The following is a 15,479-nucleotide window of genomic DNA, read 5'->3' on the forward strand; positions in this document are numbered from 1 at the left end:
AGGAAGCCTCATGAGCAAAGAAGCAAAAGCAAGAATTAAAATCAATGAGTTGTTGAAGGAAGCAGGCTGGAAATTCTTTGACGATACCGACGGCAAGGCAAATATTGTCCTTGAGAACAACGTCAAAATAACAGAAAGCCATATCAACGCGCTTGGGGAAAATTTTGAAAAGAACAAAAATGGCTTTATTGATTTTCTACTGCTGGACAAAAAAGGGTTCCCCTTAATTGTCTTGGAGGCAAAAGCAGAAGAGATACATCCTCTCTCTGCAAAAGAACAAGCTCGGCGTTATGCACAAGCACAGCATTGCCGATTTATCATCCTTTCCAATGGTAATTCGCACTACTTTTGGGATACACAGCGCGGCAACCCACAACCCATTACCAAGTTCCCTTCTCCTGATTCCTTCGAGAGTTATTCCAAATTCACACCCAACCCGCAAAGTTTGGCGCGTGAGGTCGTTGAAAAAGATTACATCGTTCTAACACAAAAGCCCGATTACCAAAACGACCCGTCCTGGAAGTCAGAAAGCACGCGCGGACAATTCATCCAAAACAATGGCTTACGTTTCCTGCGTGAGTATCAACTGAAAGCCATTAAAGCGATTCAAGAAAATGTAACGCAAGGCAAAGATCGCTTCTTGTTTGAGATGGCAACAGGGACTGGCAAGACACTCGTCTCTGCTGCTGTGATCAAGCTTTTTTTACGAACAGGCAACGCACGGCGCGTATTGTTTTTAGTGGACAGGCTTGAACTTGAAAACCAGGCAAAGAAAGCATTTGTCAACTATCTGAAAAACGATTATCAAACGACTGTTTACAAAGAAAACCGCGACGATTGGCGTAAGGCAGAGATTGTCGTTTCGACCATCCAAAGCTTCATGTCCAAGAATAAATACAAGCGCATTTTCTCGCCTGACGATTTTGATCTGGTAATTTCAGATGAAGCTCACCGTAGTATCGGCGGGAACAGCCGTGCTGTATTCGAGTATTTCATCGGCTACAAACTCGGGTTAACTGCTACCCCGAGAGATTACCTCAAGAACTTCGACCCTGAAAATCAAAACGACCCGCGCGAATGGGAACGCCGCGTATTGATGGACACCTACAAGACCTTCGGTTGCGAAAATGGGGTGCCCACCTATCGTTATTCTTTATTGGATGGCGTTAATGATAAATTTCTGATCAATCCTGTTGTCGTGGATGCCCGCACAGACATTACAGCCCAAATGCTTTCCGATGAAGGCTATGCGGTGATCATGACAAAGGATGAAGACGAAAATCAAAGCGAAGAAGTGGAAGAGACCTTTATCAAGAAGGATTTTGAAAAGACCTTCTTCTCCGATGAGACCAACAGTGTCTTTTGTGAGACTTTCTTGCAAAAAGCTCTGCGCGACCCCATCAGTGATGAGATTGGTAAAGGCATCGTATTTTGTGTCAGCCAAAGTCATGCGGCGAAGATCACACAACTTTTGAATGAAATCGCGGACAAGATGTTCCCCGGCAAATATCAATCAGATTTTGCCATACAGGTTACATCATGGATTCCTGAGGCACAGCAGTTTGCGATCAACTTTGCGAACAATAATTTGTCTGGGCATGCAAACTTTATTGACACATACCGAACAGGCAAGACGCGCGTGTGCGTGACCGTGGGCATGATGACCACAGGCTATGACTGCCCCGATATTCTCAATCTAGCTTTGATGCGCCCAGTGTTCTCGCCCACTGATTTCATTCAGATCAAAGGACGCGGCACGCGCAAGCATGAATTCACAGAACAAATCGTTGACCCTGCATGGAAGAAAAATGTGGGCACGCAACAAAAGGATAAGTTCAAGTTATTTGACTTCTTCGCGAACTGTGAATATTTTGAAGAAGATTTCAATTACAACGAAGTATTGAAACTGCCAAGATTAGGAAGTGGCAAAGGAGTGGAAGGTGGAACCACAGGCGGAGGCGGGATTGTCTATGGTAGTTATGAAAGCACACGCCCTGATGCCATTTATGCCATTCGTGAAACCGCCATCGGACCTGAAGGCATGCGCGTGGATCGAATGTACTTCCAGAAGTTTGAAGAACAGATCAAGAAAGATGACTTCGCGGTTGGGAAAGCAGAAGCTGGTGATTTCGAAGCCATCATCAAACACATTGAAGAGAATGTCTTCGATAAACCCGAAGAGTTCTTCAATCTGGAGAAATTACGCAAGTCTTTGAACATCGACCGCCGTGTTTCACTTCGGGAGATCGTTGAAGTCATCTTTGGAATGAAGCCGTATTTCAAGACCAAGGATGAATTGCTGGATGAAGAATTTGAGAAGTTCGACAGCCGTTTCATGCCCGATGAAAAGCAATTCACGCCTGCCAGGAACTTCTTCAAGACGTATGTGCTTGACCCCGAGTTTCGTCAGTATGTGGACGAAGGCGATTTTGCCTATATCCTCGGCAGCCACGCAGGCGGTGAATACCTGCGCAAGTTGACGATAGAAACGCGTAACAAGATCATCGAATACATCAAGGATTACGTATCGTTCAATCAATTTGTGTGATAATGCCTGCCAACTGAGATGTATATTTGAAATCCCGTCCGCCCGTGGGTAAACCCAGCGGGCTCATAGCTCAAGCCCGCTTAAGCGGGCTTCCGCCCTCAGCACGGACGTTAACGTCCGTGCGGCCATTGCACAGGAGACCTTCAACCGAATGTTAGATTCCGAAACCAAACGCCGCATCGATACCGCCCGTGATATTCTGGTGGGCAAAGTGCCCGACCCCAAATCGCAGGTGGAGCAGATCACCATTGCGCTGGTCTACAAGTTCATGGACGACATGGACAAGCAATCCATCGAGATGGGCGGCAAGGCGAGTTTCTTCAAAGGTGAGTTCAAGAAATACAGTTGGACGAATATCTTCGACCCGCGTTTGGGCGGCGTGGAGATGTTGAATCTGTACGGTGAAGCCATCACACGCATGAGCCAAAACGAAAACCTGCCCGAACTCTTTCGGAATATTTTCAAGAACGCCTTCCTGCCCTACCGCGACCCCGAAACGCTGAAACTCTTCCTCAAGACGATCAATGAGTTCACCTACGACCACTCCGAAAAATTGGGCGATGCTTTCGAGTATTTGCTATCTGTGCTTGGGTCGCAGGGTGATGCGGGACAGTTTCGGACGCCGCGTCATATCATCGATTTTATGGTGCAGGTCATCGGTCCGAAAAAGAACGAGACGGTACTCGATCCCGCTTGTGGCACGGCGGGCTTCCTCATCTCGGCGTACAAGTACATTGTTGAATCCAATTCAAAAGACCCTAAAGGTCTTAAGAGACCTTTAGGGTCTGGATTAAATGCGCAGGATAAAAAACGCATCTACGAAAACTTCAAGGGCTACGACATCTCGCCCGATATGGTGCGGCTCTCGCTTGTGAACCTGTATTTGCACGGCTTCGTCACGCCGCAGATTTACGAATACGACTCGCTCACCAGCGATGACCGTTGGAACGAGTACGCCGATGTGATCCTTGCCAACCCGCCGTTCATGTCGCCGAAGGGCGGCATTCAGCCGCACAAACGCTTCTCGGTGCAGTCGAACCGCAGTGAAGTGCTGTTCGTGGATTACATGGCGGAACATCTCACGCCGAACGGACGCGCCGCCATCATTGTGCCCGAGGGCATCATCTTTCAATCGGCGGGGGCGTACAAGCAGTTGCGCAAATACCTCATCGAGCACAATTATCTGTGGGCGGTGGTCTCATTGCCGCAAGGGATGTTCAACCCCTACGCGGGCGTGAAGACCTCGATTTTGTTTTTAGATAAAGCGCTTGCCAAAAAGACTGACAAAGTTCTATTCTTGAAAGTTGAACAAGACGGATACGAACTTGGGGCGCAACGAAAGGCGCTTTGCAGTGACAATGGCGATAAACCTGAGTTTTGTCCAAAGCATAGTGACCTGCCTGATGTGTTGAGCAACTTGCACACATGGCGAAAAGCCGTTGTAGATGGAAAACCCGATTCTTACCACCCGACAACTGCTTCTGCTTTACTAGTTTCCACTTCCCAATTTACGGATAGCAACGACTACAACCTGAGTGCAAATCGTTACCAGGAAGTTGTTCGTTCTGGTAAGCAAACTCATGAAATGATTTCACTGGCTTCATTATTCGAGTTGTCAAGCAAAAAGGTCGGAAATAAAACTGACATTCCTGTGATGTCTGTTACCATGAATTATGGTTTGATAGATCAGGACGAAAAATTCAAGCGACGAATTGCAAGCAAAGATATTGCAGGCTATAAACTTGTAAACAGAAACGAGATGGTTGTAGGTTTCCCAATTGACGAAGGCGTTATTGGCTTTCAGCAAAAATATGAGGCTGCTGCCGTCAGTCCTGCGTATGATATTTGGAAATTAAAAAGAGAAGATGTAAATCTCGATTTCCTTGAAACTATTTTGCGGTCTGACCATGCAAGGCAACTCTATCGCCAAAGAATGCGTGGAACGGCAGGTCGTCGACGTACAATAGAAAAGAAAGATTTTCTTGCAATTGAAATTCCCCTGCCGCCGCTCGAAATCCAGCGCCAAATCGTGGACGAAATCGCCTCTCACCAGCGCATCATCGACGGTGCATGTCAGGTTGTCGAGGGGTGGAAGCCTGATTTTGAAGTTGAACTTGCTGAATTACTGCCAGACGGAATAGACGCCTGGGAAAAGGTGAAATTAGGCGATCAACTTTCTTTCGTTGGAAGTGGAGTAACACCACTTGGCGGAAAAGAAACTTATGTAGATGAAGGCGTTTTGTTCATCCGAAGCCAAAATGTTCTTTGGGGTGTATGCGACTTTTCGGACGCCGCTTATATCGAAAAAGGTGTTCATGAAGAAATGAGCAGAAGCCAAGTCAAAAAGAATGATGTGCTTCTAAACATCACAGGTGCATCCATCGGAAGAAGTGCTGTCTACATCGAAGATAGAGAAGCAAATGTAAATCAACACGTAACTATCTTACGAAGTAATGGGAATATTGAACCAAATTTCCTGATGAACTATCTAATAAGCAAAGAAGGGCAGGATCAAATTTGGTCTGTTCAATCGGGCGCTTCACGACAAGCATTGAATTATCAGCAAATTAAAGCAATGAAAATCCCCCTACCACCGCTGGAAGTGCAGCGCGAAATCGTCGCCCGCATCGCGCGCGAGCGGTCCATTGTGGAGGGGAATCGTGAGTTGATTCGGATTTACGAAGAGAAGGTCAAGAAGGTCATCGAGCGGGTGTGGGAGGGATGATGGCTACCAAAAAAGAAAGTACGATAAAACCAAAACGAAAAAAGTCAACGGTTGAAAAAACAGAGCGAAAAGAGAAAACAATTGCTGCTTCGAATTCAGATAAAGATGAAAGAGCCAGGGCTAACGAAGCCAATAAATTCACATTTGAAGTAGCCAAACACATTACCACGTTAGACTCTGGGATTATCTTGGTATTCACGAGTTTGAATTCCAACTGGATCACAGCGTTAAGTATCAATTCGAATATTGATTTTATCCTCATTGCACTTGGACTCATTACGGTGGCAACCTTTCTGGTCTCGACAATTTGCTGCGTTCTTGTCATGTTTTTAATTCCGTATCAATTACGAGAAGAGCAAGTTGGTTTCTGGCAAAACTGGAGTACTCGCGGTTTTCTAACACTCGGTCTTGCATCATTTATTGCAGGTATTCTCTTAATCATCATAATAACTTTTATCAACCTTGCCTATTAGAAAGGGTGTAGACAATATGTATAGTCAAAAAGACAATAGAGAAGGTCCAGGCCCAAAATCAGTGTTGCTTATCCTTATCTTGGCAATACTCACTGTTGCCATCTCTCTTTATAGTACTTTATTGGTGTCTTCACGTATTGTCAATTTACCAACAACCACTACGACCGCAGTAATAGCTCTTGAGACATTTATTGCACAAACAGAGACATCAACACCTTCATCTCCCCTCACTTCCACACCCTCAATTACAAACCTTCAAATCATTGAAAAGTCTTACACTATTGTGCGCGGCGACACCTTTGACAAGATAAGTGAAAGTTTATTTGGAGCAACAAAATATGCCAACGCAATACAAAAATCCAATTGCATCGACACGATTCAAAGAGACCAGGAGATAAGAATAAAATATTATATTATCCAAAATGGAGATGACATCTTTGAAATTGCAGATCGCTTAAACATTAACTATCAGCGTCTTCGTTTTATTAATACAGATCAGAGCGAGTTTGTTATCTACCCAGGTCAGTACTTAATCTTGCCAGTGAGCAACATATGCAGCTGAATTACCTGTTGTCTTTGGAAGAATAGTACGAAATCGTCGCCCGCATCGAGCGCGAGCAGTCCATTGTGGAAGGCAATCGTGAGTTGATTCGGATTTACGAAGAGAAGGTCAAGAAGGTCATTGAGAAGGTGTGGGAAGGATAGACCCTAAGGGTCTTTCTCGTGGACAGTCACTACGTCAAGCAGGAGAGTCTGGTAATGAGTGGTAGGAGTCAGTCAAGGAGACCCTTAGGGTCTGATAACAAGAATAAAATCGTCGCCCGCATCGAGCGCGAGCGGTCCATTGTGGAGGGGAATCGTGAGTTGATTCGGATTTATGAGGAGAAGGTCAAGAAGGTGATAGAAAGGGTGTGGGAAGGATAAAAATGGCTAAAACAAAAACCAAACAAAAACAAACATCAGGACAGGTTCCAAGTCTAGCCCAAGCGCAATTGCCACCTTCACCAATTGTGTTGGAATTCAGGCAACCAGAAGAAGACTCATTCTTGCTAATTATTGCCGAAAAGGTTAAGAACTCGCTGCAATTATTGATTGCCGTTGGCATTATCATCGTGCTCGGGAGCAAACTACTCTACCATGCAGATCGAACCTTTGAACTGGACTGGATTACGTTCCCAAAATACTTAATTATCATATTGCGTTTGCCAGCACTTGATTTGGTCGCCAAAGCACTGGCATATGCGGCAGGAATTGACCTAGCTTACATGTTGTTAACCCCTGGACCCGATGAAGCTATCGAGCCCTTAATCCTTGGTTTGGCATCTGCAATCCTTTATAGTATTTCAAACATCGGCAGTCCCGATTTACGCTTAGCGGCAGAAATCGGGTTGTACGTAGTCATATTGAGTTTTCTTTTCTTGATGAAGGCATTATTCATTCCTGAAGAAGAAGATAAGCCGCGATTAGGGATAATCGCTATGCTAAGGTCAAAGCTTACAAGCTTTAGGAAGGCATTCAAAAAAAGGTTTAATGCCAAATGAACAATTCTGAAATCGTTACCCGCATCGAAACCGAGCGGGTCATTGTCCACGGCAGCCGAGAGTTGATCCGCCATGGCAGAATATGAGTCAGCTAAAGGAATCCTTAGGGTCTGGAAACTACAAGGTAATCGTGATTTGATTCGAACTTACAAGGAGAGGTTATATGGAACATATATTTATCAGCTATACCCAGGAAGATAGTAAGTTTGCCCATATGCTTGCAGATGAATTTGCGCGGTGGGGCATAACAGCGTGTATTGATGAACGGCTTGATAAGCTGAGAAACTGGCCGCCATCCATTCCAGAAAGTATCAAGGCTTGCCCGATCTTCATTGTGATTATGTCATCAGAAGCGCGTAAATCCAGTTGGGTACAGAAAGAAGTAGAGTATGCCAAATCTATTCGTAAGCCTGCCTTTCCGATCTTGCTACGTGGAGAATCATGGGGCTCCTTTACTTCATCTCAAATTTTGGACATTCGTAATGGGCAATTACCTGATCGAAGTTTCTATTTAAAGATACAAGAAACTCTTAATAAATTACGTCATCCGATTACGCCACCATCGACACCTTCTAAAACCAAAGCCCCGCTTCAAAATTCATCTGAGCGTCATGCCTTTCCTTATCAAAACATAGTGGAAACTCTAATATCTCTCGCTGCAAAACGTCAGGGGCGCTGGAAACTGGGGGAATACATCATTGAAGTGAGCAGTGTCACACTCACCTTGCGTCTTGCAGATGACCAAGTCTGGTTATCGGGCGGGCAAGCCGTTCACCCAAACGATAAAGCAAAAGTGCTGGGGCAATCCCAACCTGTTACTGTCAGCTACGAACAGAGTAATAGCCAACATCGTGCAGGCTATAAGATGACTGTCTACGGTGCTTCGAAATATATGGATGTTGCCATAGAGATGATCAAGCTCTATAAAGCATCAGGACTCAACCCCAATGATCTATTGGCAGAACCAACACGATTGCCATAACGACAAAACAACAGAATAGACCCTAAGGGTTTGTACCGTAAACCTTTGTTACGTCAAGCAGGAGAGGCATGCATGGCAGGGTATATAGTAGCTAAGAAACTCCTTGGTCTCAGACTAACATCCAAACTGAAAGGGATTTCTTTGGTTTAGAATGTAAAAGAAAACCACAAGAAGAAAGTGCAGGAGGAAAAATGAATCGATATAAATTTCTTATCATCTTAGCTGTATTACTGACTGGTTGCGGCGGAAATGCTGCGGCTGGAGATACCACGGTGTCCACTGGCCCGTATGCCAATGCAGGCCCTGTCACCATCTCAGCCACGGTGGACACTAATGGGGAGATTAAGCTCGGTGGATCATATCAACATAGGCTTGTTGGAAATGAATTGCTTGGCGCAGGCTGGGCAATCAGTTTTGAAACCACCCTAAACGATGCAAAACAAAAAGCAAACACACTTTATATTTTATACGAGGATGCTCAGGGAAATATACGCAGGCTTGAATACGATATTGACCAGCCTTTTGAAATCAATTTTGAGAATGACCAATGGGTGCAAAAAATTGCCAGGGCAGGAGACGGCAATATTGTTGTATATGTTCAAACAAAAGCAGAACCCATGATAGCCGTTTCAAGCGGGCCTCCCATATTCGAACGTATGGATGAATATGAGCAAAATATCAGCAACCAATTAGAGATCCACAAAGATATATATTTCAGCGATCCTGATGGCGATGCGGCCATGATAGAGTATGAAGTTTTATCAATATCACCTGATATATCGGGTGTATATGTACAAAACGATTTGATTGATGCACCTACGCAACAGCAACAATCGGGCACATCCCAAAAGATCACATGGCAATGCGGCTCAAACAATAAGGCCTACACAGTAAAATTGAGAGCCCACATTGTGGACCAACAAGGCAATAAAAGTTCTGGGTTTAGTGTTGTATTCAAGTGCCATTAAATTCCAATTCAAAATCATTGCCGTAGGTTATTATGTCAAGCATACAAAACCTGCCAGACAAGGCGTGCGCCAGCCCATCCTATAGGCGGATATCACTACTGTCCGTGCTATGAGAGAGGGCATTCAAAGAAGAGTCGGAACTCTGTTCCGTCGATAAAATCAAACCACGTGACCAAGAGGAAAACATGAGTGAAAATCGCTACAAAATGTCCGACCATCCGTTCGTAATTCTGATCACAGTTCTTGCAGGCATAATTGCTATTTTTGTATTCATAAGTGGCATTGAAAATCTTCCCGATCTGTATAAGAGATGGTTCCTTCCTGATCTATACGATAATTTTGAAGACACCTTCTTTGACGGCAAGGTAAACCCCAGCCTCTGGGAAGTTGATGGAAACCAAAGAGGAGAAGCGACCCAACTAAACGGCGCTCTCATCATTCAGACAAATTCAAAAGAAGAAGATGGAAATTTTGCGTTACACACGGTCAACCCCCGTACAATTTCCTACCAAAATCTTGAATATATGGAGGCGAAATTCAAGCTGGATAGCCGTCAGGCAGGCAAAGGCAGTTTTCTAAAGATCCAGGCGGTCACAGTTTTCGATCAAAAAGTCTGGTGGATTGAATGTAAATTTACCAACGGCACTACTGCATATCCTGATGCATCCTGCAATCTTCAGGAAAATGTTTTTCTATCCGACGGTACTCCAGTATATTCTTACGAAACCGAGCATATACCCTGTAGCTATGATACCTGGTATAAAATCCGCTTTGCGTTAGAGCCAAATACTGGGAAAGTAAGTTTCTATTTGGATGATGACTTGATGGGCGAATCGGCTTTTTCCAATATTAGCGCTATGAAAAATCTTGGTGGGTTTTCATTACAAGTGGGCTCGTGGATATCTCCACAAGATCACATGCTAGGGTATATTGACGATGTAAAGATCGGAACAACAAAATAACGAGTTCCACTTTGTGTAATGCCTTGTGGCCCTAAACGGATGGTGAGTAAACACATCATCACATTTAGGGGATGGCTCGAGGGATGTTGGTCGTTATCGTCCGCCGAAACTGCAATCATTAGAATATGAATTCATCTAGCATACACATCGAAGTCAGGGATTGAAAATGCCACCGAAAAAATTTCTAGTTCCCAAAGACCACGTTCTGGAAAAAGTTCTGGAATTTGGGAATGAGCTTACAGCCTACACAGGCGATTCCAAAGAGTTTGTCTTTGACTTTCAGGGCAAAGGTCTTGATACCCCATTCGGGATGCTGTTTCTATCCTTTGTGATCAATCAGTTTATGGCAGGTCATCCAGAGGCAGATTGTCAACCCTCGAACTATGGAGAACGCTTGTACGCCTCGCACATGGGCTATTTCCATTCCTGCGGATTTGACATTGGCAAACTCCCTGGTCAGGCGCAAGGCAGTGACACTTACCTCCCCATCACCGTGATGAAAGTTGCTGATCTACAGAAACAAGCCGCCAAAGAAAATCGGGAAGTGGGGGATGTGATCGAAGAGCATTCAAAAAGGCTCTCGTGTGTCTTGTTACAACAACCAGATGGCCCCTCGATAGAAGTCCTCACGTACAGCTTTCGCGAACTACTCAGGAACGTAGTGGAACATAGCCGATCAGAAATTCTCGCCTTTTGCGCACAGTTCCGCCAGAAGGCAAAACAAGCCGAAATTGCCATTCTCGATACGGGCATTGGCATCCGCTCTGCGCTTTCCAACAACCCTCACCTGAGCATTGACGGAGATCGTCAGGCCCTCAACCTCTCGATCATGCCAGGTATATCAGGGAAGATGTTCAAGGGCGTCAAAAGAGATCCATATGACGGCTGGCAGAACTCAGGCTATGGATTATATGCGGTCAGTCGTCTGTGCGGGCATGGCGGCAAATTCACCATTTGCAGTGGCGATACAGCCCTTGCCCTCAAACCCGATAAAAAGGAATATCATCGCTCCAGCTTTCAAGGGACCGCCCTGAGAATCATATTGTCAGCGGCCGAGATCAAGAATGCCAGATCAACATTGGCAACGATCATCAAAGAAGGCGGTAAACTGGAAAAGGAATTCGGCCTCTCAGGCATACAAGCCACCACGGCCTCAAAAATGATCTCCAGCGAATTCAACAAAAATGAAGAAACGAGAAAAGAGCGAGCCATGTCTGGTAAATACACCCCGCTCGAAACCTATCTGCGTGACTTGCCCGCCAGTCAGGCAGACATTACGCTTCGTTTTAAACAGATCGAAGAAATATTAAAAAAAGAACTGCCGTCCTCCGCGTACGAAGATCAAAGATGGTGGGAACATGTAACGGAAGGCAACCATGTCAACACACGCGCATGGGCAAATGCTGGCTGGAAGATCGAACATCTGGATGTGAAAAAGAAGTGGGTAAAATTTATACGTGCTCGCTAGTGATTTTGATGGAGCCGTGACCGAAGGGAAAAGATCGCGTCACTCCGAACGGGATGGCTGAATAGCCCCGAACGGGTATTACTGAGCCTGTCGAAGGATGCTCCTAGAGGGGCGTACACGTACTTGCACCACACGTGACTTGCTTGGCAAATCATGCAAGTATCGAAACCACAGTCCGCCGAAACTGCGACCACTCGGGAGTGGCGTTTAAGGGAGGTTTTTGAAAAGACCTGACAGTTCCCACAGTTCCTTGATTGACCCGCGTCCTTGTCCGCACATGGGCTATGATTACATACAGGGGAGTTAGTAGGCAAAAAGAGCCAGGTGACAGTCATCTTTAAGATGACTGTCACCTATCTAGACATGCGATGGGTAGTACACTATTTACTTAAGTCGAAACTCTCGAAGCCCACGCCCTGTCAGCGAGTAAGCGGGTTAGGCGGTTGACGCTATCCCGTGGGGGAAATATTTCACAGTCCCCATTAGCGAAGGCGTTCTGCAACGAGCGGGTCGAACAGAATACCAATGATGAATCCACAGAGAAGTTGGTGGATAAGATGAAAGTAGTGGAAATCGCAAACCTGAGAAGAAAGTACAGTTACTTCATCGTCAAGATCATTGCAGCAGAGGTATATCATGTCTGATAAAGAATCGAAAGAAAAAGACGGTTTGCTGGAATTAATAAAGAAACTTTGGCTACCCATTGCAGGGTTAGCCGATGCAGTTACACTGGCATATAATTTTTATCAGCTATGGCTGGGGGATCGAACCATTATTACCTACATTGCTGGCGGAATTGGGGTTCTCATACTTGTCATTTCTCTAGCATGGGTTGGATTTAAAAGCAAAACAGTCGAGGTTGATTATTCTAAAGAGAATCAGGTCGCCACAAAGAAAACAATTAAGGAGCCTGCGTACCCTCTCAAATATAGAAAGACAGCACGCGTAGGTCTGGTTTTGGTGTTACTCATTATTATGTGGAGCAGCATTGTTTTGGCACAGCGAAAGCAGGCACTGCTGGATGAACAACAAACCCTCTCAGCCCAACGGGCGCGGGAGACACAATACGCCATCCAGACACAGCAGGTGCAATCTGTGCGAGATGTGCAGGCAACCCAGCAGGCTCAGGAAAAATTGAAAGATAAGATGATTGTCGTTGTCGCAACCTTCGATGGACCGGAAGAAGTCTATGGACTGCGGAACGAAATTGTAGAGACCCTCAATACCGTATTTTCAAAACAGGATGAAGTAAAAATCGTTGCCATCAAAGATGTGATTACTCCAGACATGAGCAGTGTTTATGCTCGAACCCTTGGTGAAACATATTTTGCAGATTTAGTGATTTGGGGATGGTATCGTCCCACAGAAAACCCCAATATCACCATCCATATTGAGAATTTATCTCCCACACAAGTCACATCGCTTAAAGATAGTGAAACTTACGAACCACAAGCTACACTCGATCAACTAGAGGCATTTGAAGTCCAAAAACGGCTCGGATCAGAAACTAGCACGCTCATCTCTTTCTTGACTGGAACTTTGAAATACAAATCGGAAGATTATCGATCTGCTCGGGAGTATTTTAGTCAGGTGCTAGAGGTAAATGATGTATCAACCTTCATACGCCAGGCAGATTTATATTTTTATATGGGATATTCAAATGATAAGTTAAAAAGCTATGAGCTAAGTATTCAAAATTACAACAAAGTCATTGAGCTTGACCCCGATTATGCGCTTGCCTACAATAATCGTGGCGTTGCTTATGATAACCTGGAGCAACGTAAACAAGCTATCCAAGATTACGACAAAGCCATCGAACTCAACCCTAAATATGCACTTGCCTACAATAATCGCGGATGGTCGTACTATAACCTAAAGCAATATAAACAAGCTATTCAAGATTACAACAAAGCCATCGAACTCGACCCTGAATATGCACTTGCCTATAACAATCGCGGCCTTGTTTATGATGATCTGGAGCAGTACGAACAAGCCCTTCAAGATTACAATAAGGCTATTGAGCTTAACCCTAATCTTGTCTGGCCTTTCAATAATCGTGGTCGAGTTTATGATGACATGAAACAATATGAACAAGCCATTCAGGAATATGACAAAGCCATTAAACTTGATTCTGAATATGCACTTAACTTTAATAATCGCGGATGGTCGTACTATAACCTAAAGCAATATGAACAAGCTATTCAGGATTACAACAAAGCCATCGAACTCGACCCTGAATATGCACTTGCCTATAACAATCGTGGCCTTGTTTATGACGATCTGAAACAGTACGAACAAGCCATTCAAGATTACAACAAGGCTATCCAGCTTGACCCCGAGTTTGTCTGGCCTTTCAATAATCGAGGTCGTGTTTACGATGATCTGGAACAGTACGAACAAGCCATTCAGGATTACAACAAAGCCATCGAACTTGACCCCGAATATGCACTTGCTTACAACAATCGTGGCATTGCATATGCTGATTTAGGGCAATATGAGCAAGCCATCCAGAATTATGACAAAGCCATCGAACTTGACCCCAAAGATGCAATTAATTACTACAATCGCGGTATTGCATATAATGATTCGGGGCAACATGAGAAGGCCATCCAAGATTATGACAAAGCGATCAAACTCGATCCACTGTATGAAAATGCCTATTGCAATCGTGGCATCGCATATGCTGATTTAGGTCAATATGAGCAAGCCATTCAGGATTACAACAAAGCCATCGAACTCGACCCTGAAGATGCTATCGTTCATAACAATCGTGGCGTTGCTTATAAAAACATAAAACAATACGATCAAGCCATTCTGAACTATAGTAAAGCCATTGAACTCAACCCCAAATATGCAAGAGCTTATAAAAATCGGGGATTAGTTTACGAGGAACTTGGCAAAACTGCCGAGGCCCAAGCAGATTTTGCAAAATATAAAGAACTCACGGGCAAAGATGTCCCGTGAAAATCACCCAAGAACAAAGGTCATAAACAGATGATGATCTCGAAGCTCATCATCTGCACAGCATGAGGAAGTGGGTCGAATAGCCGGGCAATGATAGTATGACCCTCAGGAGCGGGCATTTACGGAAGAGTGGTAAGGCTATATCAATGAGAATCTGCCTGTTGTAGTGAAGTTCAATGTACTGAGAGCAGTTTACTTTTTACAGGAAACCATATGACCCGATCCATATTCAAACCGCGCGTCTCTGCCAGCAAGCTGAAAACACTGACTCCCCATTACCCCGCCGAGTATGACCATGAGATCGAGGCCGTGTTGGCGCCGATAGTGCGGAAGCGCGGGCATTTCACCAAACCCGAGTTCGAAAGCATCTGCCGCTGGAAGACGCCGCGCAGTCAAGGAAAAGTTGCAAGTAATTCAGCCGAATACATAGAAGCCGTGACGCGTACAGCCTTATCTACAGAAAGTGAACAGTTACGGATCGAAGTGCTAACGCTTCTAAACGGGGTCAGTTGGCCCACAGCTTCGGTGATCTTGCACTTCTGCCACAAGGAGGCCTATCCCATTTTGGATGTCCGCGCCTTGTGGACGCTGGGTGTGGAGGCCAGTCAGGTCACATACAATTTCAACCTGTGGTGGGAATACACAAAAGTTTGCCGCGCGCTGGCATCGCAAACAGGCCTCTCCATGCGAGAGCTGGATCGGGCACTATGGCAATATTCAAAGGAAAATCAATAACAGCCTACTTGCGCACATCAGTGTGGCTACACGCTAAAAGGACGGCCCACACATAAAATCCCCGCATCCATATTTGGGGGGCATCTTCATACCATCACGATAGGGGCACCATA

The 15,479-nt window shown here is 45.0% G+C and carries 12 protein-coding genes; all 12 read left to right on the forward strand.

The window, feature by feature from the left end:
• The first annotated feature begins 10 nt into the window (after positions 1-10).
• The 12 genes from IPP66_19120 (at position 11) to IPP66_19175 (ending at position 15,366) form a co-directional block, all read left to right on the forward strand.
• Entirely contained in the window at positions 11-2,548 is a 2,538-nt protein-coding gene (locus IPP66_19120) for a DEAD/DEAH box helicase family protein (protein ID MBK9927386.1), read from the forward strand.
• A 151-nt stretch (positions 2,549-2,699) separates the two neighbouring features.
• Complete coding sequence (locus IPP66_19125) at positions 2,700-5,273, forward strand: N-6 DNA methylase (protein ID MBK9927387.1); 2,574 nt, start codon at positions 2,700-2,702, stop codon at positions 5,271-5,273.
• A complete protein-coding gene (locus tag IPP66_19130) occupies positions 5,273-5,746 on the forward strand; it encodes a hypothetical protein (GenBank protein MBK9927388.1) in 474 nt (157 codons plus the stop codon). The genes IPP66_19125 and IPP66_19130 overlap by 1 nt, the downstream gene beginning before the upstream one ends.
• 16 nt (positions 5,747-5,762) lie before the next feature.
• The gene (locus IPP66_19135; GenBank protein ID MBK9927389.1) at positions 5,763-6,308 is read left to right on the forward strand and encodes a LysM peptidoglycan-binding domain-containing protein; all 546 of its coding nucleotides are present in this window, start codon (positions 5,763-5,765) and stop codon (positions 6,306-6,308) included.
• 364 nt (positions 6,309-6,672) lie between these two features.
• Positions 6,673-7,287, forward strand: coding sequence for a hypothetical protein (locus tag IPP66_19140; GenBank protein MBK9927390.1), 615 nt, complete (start codon positions 6,673-6,675; stop codon positions 7,285-7,287).
• A 163-nt stretch (positions 7,288-7,450) separates the two neighbouring features.
• Positions 7,451-8,269: a toll/interleukin-1 receptor domain-containing protein gene (locus IPP66_19145; protein ID MBK9927391.1), complete on the forward strand. Its 819-nt coding sequence runs from the start codon at positions 7,451-7,453 to the stop codon at positions 8,267-8,269.
• Positions 8,270-8,460: 191 nt separating this feature from the next.
• Positions 8,461-9,237, forward strand: a complete 777-nt coding sequence (locus IPP66_19150; protein MBK9927392.1) for a hypothetical protein — start codon at positions 8,461-8,463, stop codon at positions 9,235-9,237.
• Positions 9,238-9,422: 185 nt separating this feature from the next.
• On the forward strand, positions 9,423-10,199 hold the full coding sequence (locus IPP66_19155; GenBank protein ID MBK9927393.1) for a hypothetical protein: 777 nt from the start codon (positions 9,423-9,425) through the stop codon (positions 10,197-10,199).
• A gap of 166 nt (positions 10,200-10,365) precedes the next feature.
• Positions 10,366-11,667 carry a hypothetical protein gene (locus IPP66_19160; GenBank protein MBK9927394.1) on the forward strand — a complete coding sequence of 434 codons (1,302 nt, stop codon included), beginning with the start codon at positions 10,366-10,368 and terminating at the stop codon, positions 11,665-11,667.
• 443 nt (positions 11,668-12,110) lie between these two features.
• Positions 12,111-12,311, forward strand: coding sequence for a hypothetical protein (locus IPP66_19165; GenBank protein ID MBK9927395.1), 201 nt, complete (start codon positions 12,111-12,113; stop codon positions 12,309-12,311).
• On the forward strand, positions 12,304-14,631 hold the full coding sequence (locus IPP66_19170) for a tetratricopeptide repeat protein (GenBank protein MBK9927396.1): 2,328 nt from the start codon (positions 12,304-12,306) through the stop codon (positions 14,629-14,631). The genes IPP66_19165 and IPP66_19170 overlap by 8 nt, the downstream gene beginning before the upstream one ends.
• 213 nt (positions 14,632-14,844) lie before the next feature.
• Positions 14,845-15,366: a hypothetical protein gene (locus tag IPP66_19175; GenBank protein ID MBK9927397.1), complete on the forward strand. Its 522-nt coding sequence runs from the start codon at positions 14,845-14,847 to the stop codon at positions 15,364-15,366.
• Positions 15,367-15,479: the final 113 nt, after the last annotated feature.

Origin of the sequence: Candidatus Defluviilinea proxima (genome assembly GCA_016721115.1) — a bacterium.
GTDB lineage: Bacteria > Chloroflexota > Anaerolineae > Anaerolineales > Villigracilaceae > Defluviilinea > Defluviilinea proxima.